This is a genomic window from Nonomuraea endophytica, assembly GCF_014203235.1.
GTDB lineage: Bacteria > Actinomycetota > Actinomycetes > Streptosporangiales > Streptosporangiaceae > Nonomuraea > Nonomuraea endophytica.
Map to the genome: position 1 here is coordinate 1,467,873 of NZ_JACHIN010000001.1, position 14,671 is coordinate 1,482,543.

Genomic DNA, 14,671 nt, shown 5'->3' on the forward strand with positions numbered 1-14,671 from the left:
GATCGGCGGGACAGGCTGGTGGGGTGGCCTACTCCGACTTTCAGCTCGAGATCTACCTCAACGGCCTGACCGGCGCGCTCCCGCCGTACTCGGTGGACCCGGCCAAGCTCCAGGAGACCGCCCGCAGCCTTCTGGAGGAGGGCCCCTACTGGTACGTGGCCGGCTCGGCCGGCAGTGGTGAGACCGACGCGGCCAACCGGGCGGCGTTCCTGCGGCGCGCGATCGTGCCCAGGATGCTGCGCGAGACCACCGAGCGCGACCTGAGCACCGAGCTGTTCGGCCGCACCTATCCCGCGCCGCTCGCGCTGGCGCCGATCGGCGTGCAGTCGATTGTGCACCCGCACGGTGAGCTGGCGACCGCGCGCGCTGCCGCCTCGCTGGGGCTGCCGACCATCCTGAGCACCGCCTCCTCGCACACGCTGGAGGAGGTGGCCGAGGCGGGCGGGCCGCGCTGGTACCAGTTGTACTGGCCGCACGACGACGAGGTCACGCTCAGCCTGCTCGAACGCGCCCGCAAGAGCGGCTACGACACGCTCGTGGTCACCCTCGACACGTTCACTCTGGCCTGGCGGCCCAACGACCTCGACCGCTCCTACCTGCCGTTCCTGCGCGGGACCGGGCTGGCCATCCCGCTGTCCGACCCGGTCTTCCGATCCCGGCTGGAGCGGCCGGTCGAGGAGGACCTGGACGCCGCGATCATGGCGTGGGCGCCCATGTTCAACGGCCGCGCCCACACCTGGGACCAGCTCCCGCTGCTGCGCGACAACTGGGACGGGCCGATCGTGCTCAAGGGCATCCAGCATCCGGACGACGCCCGGCGCGCCGCCGACGCGGGCATGGACGGCGTCGTCGTCTCCAACCACGGCGGCCGGCAGGTGGACGGCGCGCTCGGCTCGCTCGACGCGCTGCCCGGGGTCGTCGCGGCGGTCGGCGACCGGCTGACCGTGTTGTTCGACTCCGGCATCCGTACCGGGGCGGACGTGGTCAAGGCGCTCGCCCTCGGGGCGCGAGCCGTACTCCTTGGGCGGCCTTATGTGTGGGGGCTGGCGTGCGGCGGCGAGGACGGCGTGCGGCACGTCGTGCGCGCGCTGCTCGCCGACCTCGACCTCACCCTTGGCCTGGCGGGCTTCCGCACGCCGGCCGAACTCGACCCGTCGATCCTGGAGGAACGATGAACCTGGAACCCATCCCCACCGACCAGCTGTTCTTTCCCACGCCCGCGAAGTTCGACGACGTCGCCCAGGAGCGGCGCCACCGCCAGGAGCGGCTGGTCGCGGCGCTGCGGCTGTTCGGCCGCTTCGGCTTCGAGGAGGGCGTCGCCGGGCACATCACCGCCCGCGACCCCGAGCACACCGACCATTTCTGGGTCAACCCGTTCGCCATGAGCTTCAAGCACATCAAGGTCAGCGACCTCATCCTGGTCAACCACGAGGGCCACGTCGTCCACGGCCGCCACCACGTCAACCAGGCCGCGTTCGCCATCCACGCGATGGTCCATCAGGCCCGCCCCGACGCCGTCGCCGCCGCGCACTCGCATTCCGTGTACGGCAAGGCCCTGTCGTCACTCGGCGCCCCGCTGGAACCCCTCACCCAGGACGCCTGCGCCTTCTACGAGGACCACGGCCTGTTCGACGACTACACCGGCGTCGTCGTGGAAACCGAGGAGGGCCGCCGGATCGCGACCGCGCTCGGCTCCCACAAGGCCGTCATCCTGCGCAACCACGGCCTGCTGACCGTGGGCGACTCGGTGGAGGCCGCCGCCTGGTGGTTCATCACGATGGAGCGCTCGTGCCAGGCGCAGCTGCTGGCGAAAGCCGCGGGCCCGACCGTGCAGATCGACCACGACCAGGCCAAGCTCACCCACGGCCAGATCGGCAACGACTTCGTCGGCTGGCTCAACTTCCAGCCGCTCTACGAGCAGATCATCCGCACCGAGCCCGACCTTTTCGACTGATCTTTCCCCTTAAGATCACCACATCGTCACTCGCCTCCGAACCGCCGTCCGCCGATACCGCTTCGGCCGGGCGGCGGCCGTCATCGTCACGCTCTACCTGATCGCCGCAGCCACCGCCGCGGTGCACGCCGCCGTGTCCGGCGACCTTCGGTTGCTGTCGATGGCCACGCTCTGGGTCGCCCCCTTCGCGGTGAGAGACTGGCTGGGGCCCATTTTCGCCGGGATCTGCCGACTCAACGCCTGGGCGCTGTGGCAGGTGCTACGCGGTCCGGCACTGCCGGGCGCGGGGAACCTACCGCCGAGCGTGATCTGGCTGCGGCGCCTGATCTATGCGGGCATCGTCGGCGACCTGGGCCTCTGGGAGCTCGTCGAAGAGCTGTCCGACACCGTGGAGGACTTCGCGAGCGCGGGCTTGTGGGCCGCCACGGTGATCCTGCTGCTCCACGTCATGGCGGGCGTCCCGGCCTGGTTCCGGGCGATGGCCATCGCGCTCTGCCTGGCCGACCTCGGGGTGGACTTCCTCGGCTACCTGCCCTCCGCCGGCCGTGTTCTGGTCGCGCTGCCGGGCCTCGCCTGCATGGTGATGATCCTCATCGGACAGCGCCGCGACGGTCGCTGGAGCAGGGCCACGATCGGCATCGGGCAGATCAGCGAGGTGGGGATCGCGAGCCGTACCGGCCGGTTGGTGGTGGAGCGATACCCCGAGGACGGCGACAGCGGCGCGCTCGGCCCGCTCCCGGACCTGGCCGAGGGCCCAGGCCACTACCGGATGCGCGTGTACGCCCGCGACAACGACCCCGACGCCCCAGGCGAGGAACACCTGATCGTCGTCTACCCGGGCCGCTCCACCAAGAAGATCACCCACGTCCCCCGGTCATGACGGGGTGCGCAGGCTGGTCATGATGCGGTCGAGGGTGGCCAGGTCGCCGGGGTCCAGGGCGAGCATGGAGCGGGGCGGGCGGGCCAGGATGCGCTCGGCGGCCTCGGCGGCGGCCGTCCCCGCCGGGGTCAGCGTGACGATCTTGCTGCGCCGGTCGTCGGGCGAGACGCTGCGGGTCACGTAGCCGCGCTGCTCCAGATCGTCCACCATCAGCGTCGTGTACGGCTTGTCGGTCGACAGGTCGGCGGTCAGCTCCCGCATGGTCTTCGGCCCGGCCAGCAACCGGCGCAGCGCCTTGACCCGGAAGAAGCTCACGCCGAGCGTCTCGGCCACCTCCTTGCGCCGGTCCTCCTGCCGCAGGACGAGGTCGTACATGGCGGACCAGACGCGGGCCACCGCCTCCTGGTCGGGGGTGTCGCTCATGAGGCGTCCGCCGTTCTGTCGGGAGCTTGGGCGAGCCGTTCGGCGGTACGGCCGGCGCTGCGGCGGGCCCAGCCGGTCGTGGTCAGGATACCGAGCAGCACGATGGCCGCCCCGCAGCCGACGACGATCCACCAGCCGATACGGCTGGCCGCAGGGAACCCGGTGGCGAACGATCCGACCACCGCCGAGGTCACCAGCGACCCGATGACCGCGACCCCGAGCGACTGCCCGATCTGCCGGCTCGTGGAGGCCACCGCCGCGGCCACCCCGGCCTGAGTGCGCGGCATGCCGGACACGGCCGTGTTCGTGATCGGCGCGTTCAGCATGCCGAATCCCACCCCGAACAGCACATAGGCAGCCATGAGCCGCCACACGGGCGTGTCCGCCGTCAGCCCCGTCATGATCAGCCCGCTGCCCCCCATGGTGACCCCAGCCACGAGCAGCGGCACCCGCGGCCCGGCGGTCCCGACGATCCGGCCGGACAGCGGCGAACAGGCCACGGTCAGCCCGGCCATGGGCAACGTGTAGAGCCCGGCGTGCAGGGCGGACAGGCCCAGCACGTCCTGCAGGTAGAGCGTGTTGAGGAACATGAACCCGGCAAAGGCCGCGAACCCGCACACGGCAATGACCGTGGCACCGGCGAACGGCGCACTCCGAAAAAACCGCAGGTCGATCAAGGGTTCGGCACGGCGCAGCTCGTACGGCACCAGACAGCCCAGCGCCACCGCCGCGACCGCGAACCCACCGAACGTCCGCGGCGACCCCCACCCGGCCGCGGGCGCCTCGATGAGCGTGAACGTCAGAACGGCCAGCAACACGATCACCAGCACCTGCCCGACCGGATCCACCCGGCGCGGACGCGGCGCCCGCGACTCCGGCACGAACCGCGCACACAGCACGAACACCGCCAGCCCCACCGGAATGTTGATCCAGAAGATCGCCCGCCACCCACCCGAGTCCACCAGCGCCCCGCCGATCAGCGGCCCCAGCGCCATGCTGATCCCGACCACGCTCCCCCACACACCGATGGCCCGCGCCCGCTCCCGCGGCTCGGTGAACGTGTTCGTGATGATCGACATGGCCACCGGATTGAGCATGGACCCACCGACAGCCTGCAGCGCCCGCGCCGCGATCAGCCACCCGAGGCCGGGCGCGAGCGAGCACATGAGCGAGCCAAGCGTGAAAAGCGCCAGCCCCACCTGGAACGTACGGCGCCGCCCGACCCGGTCACCGGTCGACCCGGCCAGCATGAGCAGGCTCGCCAGCACCACCGTGTACGCGTCGATGATCCACTGCAGTCCGGAGACGGAGGCGTTCAGATCACGGCGGATGGCGGGCAGCGCCACGTTCACGATCGTGTTGTCCAGGCCGACGATGAACAGGCTCATACAGCAGATCGCCAGCACAAGCATCCGCCGACGGGCACTCAGCGCAGGGGCGACGGACGTCCTATTGGTTATAGGCATACAATAATTATATTCGCATAACTAAATACCTGCCCCAAGAGCACTCTGGATGGTCAGAACGAGGAGCCGGGTATGGCGGCGCCGAGAACGGGGCGGCGAAGGTGCTGTGGGGTCACGACGATGCCGGTGATGCGGCCGGCGAGTGCAAGGGCCGCCGGGATGGGGTTGTCGATGCTGTCGTCGGCGGCCGGATCGATGCCCAGCTCGCGGAGGTGGCGATTGAGCCGGTCGGGATCCGCGCCCTGCCTGTGGATGGGAAATCCCGGGTTGATGTCGGTGATGAGCCGGCCGTCGACGGCGTAGGCGACGTGGTGCTGGGCGTAGTCATGCCGCAGCACTGCCACGGCCTCCCCTCCGTCGTGTGACAGGGCGTCCAAAGTCTCCCGTTGCGCGCCGCGCCAGCCGCAGTCCTCGATCGCGACCGTCCAGTCCCCGATCCGCCTCACGGTGATGATCTGAGGTCCTTCCGGATAGGTGTAGTCCCCATCGTCGATCAGCCGGATGTTCTCGTCCGCGGCGCCGAGCCGGCGTAGCGCCTCGTGCTCGTCGAGCCCGCGAACGAAGGAGATCGTATAGATGCCCCCGAGCCGGCTCTCCTCCTGCCACGCGTAGTCTTCCGGTGACGCGCCGGGGGTTCTCGCGGTGGCGCGGACCATCTCGAACGTGCTCGCCTGCTCGAGAATCTCGGGGTGGGCGGCGAAGAAGGCCTCGGTGACCTCTGGAGCCATCCGGCCACGCCCGCTGACCAGGTATCCGTTCGCTCTCGCCCAGTCCAGGATCTGAGTGCGGCCGAGCCGGGGCACCCGGTAGGTGACGCGAAGGGGAGTGAAGTCGGCATCGGACATGAGCAGAAACTATCGATGGATCTGATGCCCTGCCCCCGCGCCTCAGACATCACCGAAATGAGACCTTGACGTATCAAATGAACGGTCTTTTAATTCGGGGATGGGCCGCATCGCCGGTGTCACCGCCGCCGAGACACGTCAACGGCTGCTGCACGCCGCCGCCGAGGCGTTCGCCGAGCGCGGGTACGACGGGACCAGGGTGGCCGACATCGCCGCCGCCGCCGGGGTCAGCAACGGGGCGCTCTACGCGCACTTCGGTTCCAAGGCCGACCTGCTCGTGGCCGCCCTGCGCATGCACGGCCCGCGGCTGCTGGCCGAACTGCTCACTGCCGAGCCCGACCGGTCGATCACCGATCTGCTTCTCATCGTCGGCGACCGGCTGCCTGAGCGGCGCGAGGCCGCCGGCTACCTGATCGTCGAGGCCCTGGTGGCCGCCCGGCGGGACGAGGAACTGGCCAGGCCCATGCGCGGGTACGTCGGCGAGCGCGCCGACTGGCTGGCCGGGCTGGTGGAGGCGGCCCAGCACGCCGGGGAGATCGAGTCCGACCTGTCGCCGGACGCCCTCGCCCACTTCTGCCTCCTGCTCGCGATGGGCAGCGCCCTGATCACCCCCGACCTGCACGCCGTCGACGCCAGGGAGTGGGCCAAGCTGCTCTCCCGCGTCGTGACCGCGCTAGGAGCACAGGAGCACAAGCAGTGAAAGTCCACATCAACGCCGAACGATGTCAGGGTCACGGGCGCTGCTACGACCTGTCGCCCGAGTTGTTCACCGAGGACGACGAGGGTTACGGGCAGGTCGCCGGCGACGGCCTGGTGCTGGGCGCGGACGTGGCCGCCGCCCGGCTGGCCGCGGCCAACTGCCCGGAACGCGCGATAGCCGTACAGGAGGCGTGAGATGACCGTTGACGACCGCTTCACCCCAGCCGCGGACGACCGGCAGGACGCCCCGCTCGAAGGCACCCGCAACGAGATCATCACCGGTCCCGTCGCCGACTGGGCGACGGATTTCTCCCACACCGAGGGCGAATGGGCGGCTGATCCCTACCCCATTCAGGACGATCTGCGGCAGCGGTGTCCCATCGCGCACACCGAGCGGTTCGGCGGCGGATGGCTGCCCACCCGCTACGAGGACGTCGCCGCGATCGCCTACGACACCGAGAGCTTCTCCTCGCGCTCGATCATCATGAGCAATTTCCGGCCGCCCAAGGAGATCGCGCCCGTGGGCGGCGTGCCGCCGATCTCCTCCGACCCGCCCTTCCACCACGACGCGCGCAAGCTGCTGCTGCCCGCCTTCACCAAGACCGAGGTGAGCAAGAGGGAGGCGGCGACCAGGGCGTTCTGTCATGCGCTGATCGACGCCATGGAGGGTCAGGAGGTCGTGGACGCCGCCCGCGACTACGCCCAGCACATCCCAGTACGCGTCATCGCCGACATGCTCGGTTTCCCGCAGGAGGACGGGCCCAGGTTCCGCGAGTTCATCGAGAGCGCGCTGGAAGGCGTCAACCTGCCGCCGGACGAGCGCGTCGCCAACATGGGCCGGCTCTTCGACTACCTGCTGGTCCAGATCCGCGACCATGTCGACCGCCCGCGCGAGGACCTGACCACGTTCCTCATCGACGCCGAGCTGTACGGCCAGAAGCTCACCCCCGACCACGTCGCCGGCACCATGGCCCTGCTGCTCATCGCGGGCATCGACACCACGTGGAGCGCGATCGGCGCCTCGCTGTGGCACCTGGCCAAGACCCCCGCCGACCGCGAACGCCTGGTCGCCGAGCCGGAGCTGCTGCCGACCGCCATGGAGGAGTTCCTGCGCGCCTACGCGCCGGTGACCATGGCGCGGCTGGTGAAGGAGGACCTGAGCTGGAACGGCGTGGAGATGAAGGCGGAGGACTGGATCCTGCTGTCATTCCCCGCCGCCAACCGCGACCCCGCCTACTTCGAGCGCGCCGACGAGGTCGTGATCGACCGCGAGGCCAACCGGCACGTCGCGTTCGGCCTCGGCATCCATCGCTGTGTCGGCTCGCACCTGGCCCGCATGGAGATGCGGGTCGCGCTGGAGGTGTGGCTGGAGCGTGTGCCGTCCTTCACGCTGGCCGATCCGGACGCGGTCACCTGGGCCACCGGGCAGGTCCGCGGCCCCAGAACCCTTCCGATCCGGCGCCGGTGATCTAACGGGTGGTGGTGAGCCACCTGCCGACGGCGGCCATCGCCGTACCCCCGCTGTCGGCGTCGATGCGCTCGGCGAGGTCCGCGACCGTGACCTCGCCCAGCGCCCGCGCCCAGGCCTCCTCGGCGGCCGCCATCGCGCGGGCGATCGCGCACGGCCGCTCGCACCGCTCGGCCGGTAGCGCCAGCGGCCCGCGCTGACGGATCTCGGTGCACCGGTAGGCGGGCTCGGTGCCGTCGATGGCCCGCACCACCTCCAGCGCCGAGATCTCCGCCGCGGGCCTGGTCAGTGAGTAGCCGCCGACCTGGCCGGCCGTGGAGCGCACGATGCCCGCCCGCGACAGCGCCTGCAGCTGCTTGGCCAGGTAGGCGGGCGGGGTGCCGTGGAGTTCCGCGAGCCGGGCCGCGGGCACGGGCTCGCGGCTCTGGCTGAGCGTGACGCAGCTGTGCAGCGCCCACTCCACCCCGTTCGACAGCTTCATGACTCCATCTTACGGACATTTTCTGTCCGAGTTGTGTGATAGAACTCGGACAGAAAATATCCGAGATCAATGGAGGCTGGACGATGGGCAAGCAGACGCTCGGCATGGCCGGGCTGGCGATGTTCGTGGCGGCGGCCAACCTGCGGCCCGCGATCGCCGCGGTCTCGCCGCTCGTGGACCGCATCCGCGCCGACCTGGACCTGACCGCGACCGCCGTCGCGCTCCTGACGACCATCCCGACCCTGGCCATGGGCCTGTGCGCGCCGCTCGCCGCTGTGGCCGGCCGGCGTCTCGGGCTTCAGCGAGGTGTACTGCTCGGCCTGGCCGTCATCACCCTGGCCACGGCCGCCCGGGTCGCCGGCGCGTCCACGTGGCTGCAGCTGAGCTGCGCGGCGGTGGTCGGAGCCGGGATCGCCATCGCCCAGACCCTGCTGCCCGCCGTCGTGAAGACCCGCTTCGCCGACCGCGCCGGACTCGCCACCGGCGTCTACACCGCCGGGCTCGGCGCGGGCGGCGCCGTCGCGGCCGGGGTCAGCGCTCCCCTGGCCGGCTTCCTGGGCTCCTGGCCGGGCGCGCTGGCGTCCTGGTCCCTGCTCGCGCTCGCCGGAACCGCCGTCTGGACGGCGTCGCGCCGCGCACTGGCCCTGTCCGACGTGACCGCCCCGGCGGGCCCCGCCACCAGAGGCCTGCCATGGCGCAGCGCCGTGGCCCGGCGGGTGACCATCCTGTCGGCCGCCAACTCCGCCCTCTACTACTGCGAACTGGCCTGGATCGTGCCCCTCCTCCGGGAGAACGGCGCCGGCGGCGGCGGCCTGCTGACCGTGATGATCGGCATCCAGGTGGCGGCGATGCTGGCCGTACCCGCGCTGCTGGGCGAGCGGCGCGACCGGCGCGTCGGACTCGCGCTGACGACCGCCCTCACCGCCGTCGGCTTCACCGGCCTGGCCCTCGCCCCCGCCACCGCGACCTGGCTGTGGATAACCGTGCTGGGCGTCGGCCACGGCGGCCTGTTCACGCTGGTCCTCACGCTGCCCGTGGTCCTCAGCCGCGACGCCGCGCAGGCCGGCCGCATCAGCGCGATGGCCTTCTTCATCGGGTACGGCTGCGCCGCCCTCGCCCCCGTCCTCGTCGGCGCCCTGCGCGACACCACGGGCGACTTCCGCCTGGCCTTCGGCGCCCTCGCGGCGGTGACGGCGCTGACCCTCATCCCCGTGACCAGGTTGAGTAGGGGGATGCTCATGCCGGTGGGAGGGCCGCGACCGCACGATGAGTCCAAGTAACCAGGAAAGGGACACATCATGACGAGCACCACAGAACAGACCCGCGTTCCGCTGAGCACCGACGACCGCGCGCGGGTCAAGCGGCTCACCGAAGAGGTCAAGAGCCGCCTCTACGAGGTGAGCCTCATCATGGGCCGCACCCTGGACCGCGACTTCCCCGCCGACTCGCTGGTGAAGTACGAGCCCAAGCAGAGCACCCAGGCCGACGACGGCCAGACCATCGAGGTCGTCGTCATCGCCCTGCCCGACGGCACGTTCGCCTGCCTACAGGACCCGCCCGGCATCTCCGTCTACCCCTGCTGAACCCGCTCCGGGATGTGCGTCTGTCCGAACGGCAACCTCACCGACCTCTCCGACCACGGCCCATCACCAACTCAGGCTGAACCCGCGAGATCCTTCGTCAGAACGGTGTCAGGGTGATGTAGGCGGTGTTCGGATCGGCGTCGTGGACCAGCGACTCGAATCCGCCGACGTCATCGAAGGCGAAGCCGTAGGCCTTTCCGTCCACCATCCGGGCGTGAATCTTGCGGGAGTAGTGGTTCGTCACCGGGTCCAGATAGAACTGCGCCGGGTTCAGGGATGGCTGTGTGGTGATGCCGGCCAAAGTAGACCGGTTCAGGGCCGCGCAAAGCGTGCGTGCGATCGGTCCGACCACCAGATCGTTGGGCGCGTGCAGCGCCCCGTCACAGCCGAAGACGTTGGCCGTGCTCGGTTTCTGGAAGGTCGCCACGGTCTGCCCGGAGGTGTTGGTGAACACCATCGCGTTGCCTGCCGTCCGCCCGAAGAAGCGGGTGTTCGGCTCATTGGCGAACGGGATGACGGTGAGCGTGCGGGTGCGGTAGAAGTCCCAGGATCGGGTGACGTAACTGTCCATGATCGTGGGACTCAGCCGCCCGGCGTCGATGCCCTTGCCCGGCGCCAGAGCACGAAGGCGCAGGCCGTCCGATGGACGGGTGTAGATGAGGTTGCCCCAGCCGCCCGGCTGGCCGGCAAGGGCGTCGAACACGGAGTTACGACCGTTGGCGATCAGGTTTCCGGTGTTCTTCACCGCGCCCGCCGTGTTCTTCACGCCAACGGCATGCGGCACGCTGAACATGTCGACCTGTGAGCTGTTGATCCAGAGCCCGGCGTCGTTGAGGGTGTACTCGCTCCAGTCGAACAGGACGTCGCGGTTGACGTCAGACGGGTTCCAGGGCGCGGGCTGCACGAGACCGGTCGGGGTCAGGAAGAACCGAATCTTCGCACCGAGCGAGAGATACACGCGGCCGGACAGCTTCGGTATCTGGATCGTCTTGGTCTGGCCGTTGGCCGGGCCGGCAATGGAGACATCCGGTGCCGGTGACGGCGGGATGCTGCCGGCCGCCCATTGGTGGAAGGCGCCGTTGGCGTCGGCCCAGCCGAGACGGCCAGTGGTCAGATTCGTGCCGAGGACGTAGAGATAGACCGCGTCGTTGCGGCCCGAGTTGTTCTTGACGGTGAGCGGGATCGTCGCGGGGACAGCATGCGCCGGTGGCTGCACCACGGCGACGGACCCGGCGGTCAGCGCGACCGTGAGAACCACTCGTGCTAAGGGACGGAACATCGGTCGACCCTCCTGACTGGATTTCGAGAGAGCGCTCTCAGCGTCCAGTCAGAACCTGGTCAAGTCAATCGCCGAGAGGAGACATCCTCAAAAGAGCGCTCTCTCAACTCTGCAGCTCACGGTGCTCCAACGGACGCTCCGAGATCATTTGTCACCCAGAAGATCAAAAAAGGCCACTTCCCGGTCTGGGAAATGGCCTCTGAGCTGAGTGGGGCTACCAGGACTTGAACCTGGGACCTCTTCCTTATCAGGGAAGCGCTCTAACCGTCTGAGCTATAGCCCCGCGCACACCGAACGTTATCGCATCCGCCGAACGGGTGCGAACCGGTTGTTCGGACGAGGAAAAGCTTACCGTGCCCGCCCCACTGCTTGCGCCGCCCCCATCCACGAATCACGGGGGCGGCGAAGACAAGCGGTGGCTACTCGGCCTCGCTGAAGGTCACCTCGACGCCGCCCACCAGATCGGAGGCGATGTTGTAGATAACCGCGCCCAACGTGGCCAGTGCGGTGATCAGCACGACGTTCACCGCGCCGATCAGCGCCGTGTAGCCCAGGATGCGCACCGGCTCGAACCAGGAGGCGATGTTGATCGGGATGGCGTTCTGGCCCTGCTCGCCCTTGCCGAGCTGGTTGACCAGGTCGACCAGCGAGTCGAAGACGCCCAGAGCCGACAGCACGCCGTAAAGCACGGCGACCGCTACGAACAGCACCACGAAGCAGACCAGGGACACCACGAAGCTGAACTTCATGGCCGACCAAGGCTCGATCCGGCGCAGGACCAGGTGGGCCTTGCGCGGCAGCCTGGCTCCGGCGGCGCCCCCCGCGGGCTTCTTCTTGGTGGGTAGCTCGATCTTGGCCGGCGGAGGGGGAGCCTCGGTGGCGAGGGACGGCCGGATACGGACCGTCTCGTTGCCCTCTTCAGGTGCCGGAGCCTCCGGCGCCCTCTGCTCTTCCCTGACCGAGTCGACGGTCTCCGCCGGCTTGTTCTTCTGAGGCGGCTGCTGCTGCGACTGGCCGTTCTCGCGAACGACCGGCTTGGTCTTGGCCGGACCACCCTGGGCGGCGCTCATCCGTTACTCTCCTCCCCCGTCTTCCTCTGCCTCGACCGAAGCCTCCAACGACTCGGCGTTTCGGGCGAGAGCCACCACGCTGTCGCCTTCGGCGAGATTCATCAAGCGCACTCCCATGGTCTGGCGGCCGGACTGCTTGATCTGTCCGGCACTCGTCCGGATCACCCCGCCCGCTGACGTGATCGCGAAGACCTCGTCCTCCGGGTTGACCATGACGGCTCCAACCAGCTTGCCACGTGCGCTGACAATTTTCGCCGTCAGCACGCCCTTACCGCCACGGCCCTGAACTGGATACTGGTCCACGGGCGTCCGCTTCGCGTACCCAGCCTTAGTGGCAATAAGCACATCTTGACCGTCCGCGATGCGATTCATGGCGAGAAGTTCGTCGCCTTCGAGGAACCTCATCCCGATGACACCGCTGGTCGCGCGCCCCATCGGGCGTAGCGCGTCGTCGGAGGCGGTGAACCTGATCGACTGCGCCCCCTTCGACACGAGCAGCAGGTCATCCTCCTCCGACACCAGCCGGGCGGCGATGACCTCGTCGTCGTCGCGCAGGTTGATCGCGATGAGGCCGCCGGTCCTGGGGGAGTCATACTCCTCCAGGCGCGTCTTCTTCACCAGGCCGCTGCGTGTTGCCAGCACCAGGTACTGCGCGACGTCGTAGTCACGCAAATCCAGAACTTCCATGACTGTTTCGTCGGGCTGCATGGCAAGAAGGTTCGCAAGATGCATGCCCCTTGCGTCCCGTGCCACGTCAGGCAGCTCATATGCCTTGACCCGGTACACGCGCCCCTTGTTCGTGAAGAACAGCAGCCAGTGGTGCGTCGTGGTGACGAAGAAGTGGTCGACGATGTCGTCCTGGCGCAGCTGAGCGCCGCGCACGCCCTTGCCACCGCGCTTCTGCTGGCGGTAGAGGTCGGTCTTGGTGCGCTTGGCGTAGCCGTCGCGCGTGATCGAGACGACCACGCCCTCCTCGGCGATGAGGTCCTCGATCGACATGTCGCCGTCGTAGGCGATGATCTCGGTACGCCGCTCGTCGCCGAACTTGTTGACGATCTCCGTCAGCTCTTCGTTGACGATCTCCCGCTGCCGTGCCTCGCTGGCCAGGATCGCGTTGTACTCGGCGATCATGGTCATCAGCTGGTCGTACTCGTCCTGGATCGACCGGCGCTCCAGGGCGGCGAGCTTGCGCAGCTGCATGTCGAGGATGGCCTGCGCCTGCACCTCGTCGATGTCCAGCAGCGACATCAGGCCCTGCTGGGCGTGCGAGGCCGACTCGGAGGCGCGGATGAGGGCGATGACCTCGTCCAGCCGGTCGAGCGCCTTGAGCAGCGCGCGCAGGATGTGCGCCCGCTCCTCGGCCTTGCGCAGCAGGTAGCGCGTCCGGCGGACGATGACCTCGATCTGGTGGGCCACGTAGTGCCGGACGAACTGGTCCAGCCGCAGCGTACGCGGCACGCCGTCGACCAGGGCCAGCATGTTGGCCCCGAAGGTGTCCTGCAGCTGGGTGTGCTTGTAGAGGTTGTTCAGCACGACCTTGGCGACCGCGTCGCGCTTGAGCACGATCACCAGCCGCTGCCCGACCCGCGAAGAGCTCTCATCGCGTACGTCGGCGATGCCCGTCAGCTTGCCTTCCCGGACCAGCTCGGCGATCTTCAGCGCCAGGTTGTCCGGGTTGACCTGATAGGGCAGCTCGGTGACGACCAGCGCCTGGCGGCCCTTGCCGTCCTCCTCGACCTCGACCACCGCGCGCATGGTGATCGAACCTCGGCCGGTGCGGTAGGCGTCCTCGATGCCCCGGCGGCCCACGATGAGGGCGCGGGTCGGGAAGTCGGGCCCCTTGACCAGCCCGATCGCCGCTTCGAGCAGCTCCTCGTCGGGGGCCTCGGGGTTTTCCAGGTACCACTTGACCGCGGCGGCCACCTCGCGCAGGTTGTGCGGCGGGATGTTGGTGGCCATGCCGACGGCGATGCCGCCCGAGCCGTTGACCAGCAGCTGCGGGAACCTCGCCGGAAGGACGTCCGGCTCCTGCGACTTGCCGTCGTAGTTGGGGCGGAAGTCGACGGTGTCCTTGTCGATGTCGCGCAGCATCTCCATGGCGATGGGCGCGAGCTTGCACTCGGTGTAGCGCATCGCCGCCGCCGGGTCGTTGCCCGGCGAGCCGAAGTTGCCCTGGCCGTCGACCAGCGGGTAGCGCAGCGACCAGGGCTGCGCCAGCCGTACCAGCGCGTCGTAGATCGACGTGTCGCCGTGGGGGTGGTACGTGCCCATCACGTCGCCGACGACGCGCGCGCACTTGAAGTAGCCGCGATCGGGACGGTAGCCGCCGTCGTACATCGCGTAGAGGACCCGGCGGTGCACCGGCTTGAGGCCGTCGCGGACGTCAGGCAGCGCACGGGACACGATGACGGACATCGCGTAGTCCATGTAGCTGCGCTGCATCTCGGACTGGATGTCCACCGGCTCGATGCGCTCAGCCGGGAACTGGGTGTTCACTTCCGTCACAGGTGGTGATCCTTATTC

The 14,671-nt window shown here is 69.1% G+C and carries 15 protein-coding genes and 1 tRNA gene; 8 read left to right on the forward strand and 8 right to left on the reverse strand.

Going from position 1 to position 14,671, the window contains the following annotated elements; translation table 11 throughout:
- Positions 1 to 23: 23 nt before the first annotated feature.
- The 3 genes from HNR40_RS07100 to HNR40_RS07110 all read left to right on the forward strand — a co-directional run bounded on the left by HNR40_RS07100 (position 24) and on the right by HNR40_RS07110 (position 2,834).
- The gene (locus tag HNR40_RS07100) at positions 24 to 1,175 is read left to right on the forward strand and encodes a lactate 2-monooxygenase (RefSeq protein WP_184959099.1); all 1,152 of its coding nucleotides are present in this window, start codon (positions 24 to 26) and stop codon (positions 1,173 to 1,175) included.
- On the forward strand, positions 1,172 to 1,954 hold the full coding sequence (locus HNR40_RS07105; RefSeq protein WP_184959100.1) for a class II aldolase/adducin family protein: 783 nt from the start codon (positions 1,172 to 1,174) through the stop codon (positions 1,952 to 1,954). The genes HNR40_RS07100 and HNR40_RS07105 overlap by 4 nt, the downstream gene beginning before the upstream one ends.
- A 133-nt stretch (positions 1,955 to 2,087) precedes the next feature.
- A complete protein-coding gene (locus HNR40_RS07110; RefSeq protein WP_184959101.1) occupies positions 2,088 to 2,834 on the forward strand; it encodes a hypothetical protein in 747 nt (248 codons plus the stop codon).
- On the opposite strand, the gene HNR40_RS07115 is transcribed toward HNR40_RS07110, so the two are convergent.
- From HNR40_RS07115 to HNR40_RS07125, 3 genes are read right to left on the reverse strand one after another with little or no spacing between them, the layout of a single operon-like run.
- A complete protein-coding gene (locus HNR40_RS07115) occupies positions 2,829 to 3,257 on the reverse strand; it encodes a MarR family winged helix-turn-helix transcriptional regulator (RefSeq protein WP_184959102.1) in 429 nt (142 codons plus the stop codon). The genes HNR40_RS07110 and HNR40_RS07115 overlap by 6 nt on opposite strands.
- On the reverse strand, positions 3,254 to 4,723 hold the full coding sequence (locus tag HNR40_RS07120) for an MFS transporter (RefSeq protein ID WP_184959103.1): 1,470 nt from the start codon (positions 4,721 to 4,723) through the stop codon (positions 3,254 to 3,256). The genes HNR40_RS07115 and HNR40_RS07120 overlap by 4 nt, the downstream gene beginning before the upstream one ends.
- A 53-nt stretch (positions 4,724 to 4,776) precedes the next feature.
- Entirely contained in the window at positions 4,777 to 5,568 is a 792-nt protein-coding gene (locus tag HNR40_RS07125) for a DUF6461 domain-containing protein (RefSeq protein ID WP_184959104.1), read from the reverse strand.
- Between the two features lie 100 nt (positions 5,569 to 5,668).
- Here HNR40_RS07125 and HNR40_RS07130 point away from each other — a divergent pair, with 100 nt between their 5' ends.
- The 3 genes from HNR40_RS07130 to HNR40_RS07140 are packed head-to-tail and all read left to right on the forward strand — an operon-like array spanning position 5,669 to position 7,735.
- Positions 5,669 to 6,268: a TetR family transcriptional regulator gene (locus HNR40_RS07130; protein ID WP_184959105.1), complete on the forward strand. Its 600-nt coding sequence runs from the start codon at positions 5,669 to 5,671 to the stop codon at positions 6,266 to 6,268.
- Positions 6,265 to 6,462, forward strand: a complete 198-nt coding sequence (locus HNR40_RS07135) for a ferredoxin (protein ID WP_184959106.1) — start codon at positions 6,265 to 6,267, stop codon at positions 6,460 to 6,462. Before HNR40_RS07130 ends, HNR40_RS07135 begins: the two co-directional genes overlap by 4 nt.
- A 1-nt stretch (position 6,463) precedes the next feature.
- Entirely contained in the window at positions 6,464 to 7,735 is a 1,272-nt protein-coding gene (locus HNR40_RS07140) for a cytochrome P450 (RefSeq protein ID WP_184959107.1), read from the forward strand.
- A gap of 1 nt (position 7,736) precedes the next feature.
- Here the strand turns inward: HNR40_RS07140 and HNR40_RS07145 are convergent, their stop codons facing one another.
- Complete coding sequence (locus HNR40_RS07145) at positions 7,737 to 8,216, reverse strand: RrF2 family transcriptional regulator (protein ID WP_184959108.1); 480 nt, start codon at positions 8,214 to 8,216, stop codon at positions 7,737 to 7,739.
- Between the two features lie 83 nt (positions 8,217 to 8,299).
- Between HNR40_RS07145 and HNR40_RS07150 the strand changes: the two genes are divergently transcribed.
- Positions 8,300 to 9,496 carry an MFS transporter gene (locus HNR40_RS07150; RefSeq protein WP_184959109.1) on the forward strand — a complete coding sequence of 399 codons (1,197 nt, stop codon included), beginning with the start codon at positions 8,300 to 8,302 and terminating at the stop codon, positions 9,494 to 9,496.
- An 18-nt stretch (positions 9,497 to 9,514) separates the two neighbouring features.
- A complete protein-coding gene (locus HNR40_RS07155; protein ID WP_184959110.1) occupies positions 9,515 to 9,799 on the forward strand; it encodes a hypothetical protein in 285 nt (94 codons plus the stop codon).
- Positions 9,800 to 9,896: 97 nt separating this feature from the next.
- On the opposite strand, the gene HNR40_RS07160 is transcribed toward HNR40_RS07155, so the two are convergent.
- The 4 genes from HNR40_RS07160 to gyrA form a co-directional block, all read right to left on the reverse strand.
- The gene (locus HNR40_RS07160; protein WP_221339947.1) at positions 9,897 to 11,057 is read right to left on the reverse strand and encodes a glycoside hydrolase family 64 protein; all 1,161 of its coding nucleotides are present in this window, start codon (positions 11,055 to 11,057) and stop codon (positions 9,897 to 9,899) included.
- Positions 11,058 to 11,287: 230 nt separating this feature from the next.
- Positions 11,288 to 11,361 (reverse strand) — tRNA-Ile (locus HNR40_RS07165).
- A gap of 136 nt (positions 11,362 to 11,497) precedes the next feature.
- Entirely contained in the window at positions 11,498 to 12,148 is a 651-nt protein-coding gene (locus HNR40_RS07170; RefSeq protein ID WP_221339948.1) for a DUF3566 domain-containing protein, read from the reverse strand.
- Between the two features lie 3 nt (positions 12,149 to 12,151).
- Positions 12,152 to 14,653, reverse strand: coding sequence for a DNA gyrase subunit A (gene gyrA, locus HNR40_RS07175; RefSeq protein WP_184959112.1), 2,502 nt, complete (start codon positions 14,651 to 14,653; stop codon positions 12,152 to 12,154).
- Positions 14,654 to 14,671 lie beyond the last annotated feature (18 nt).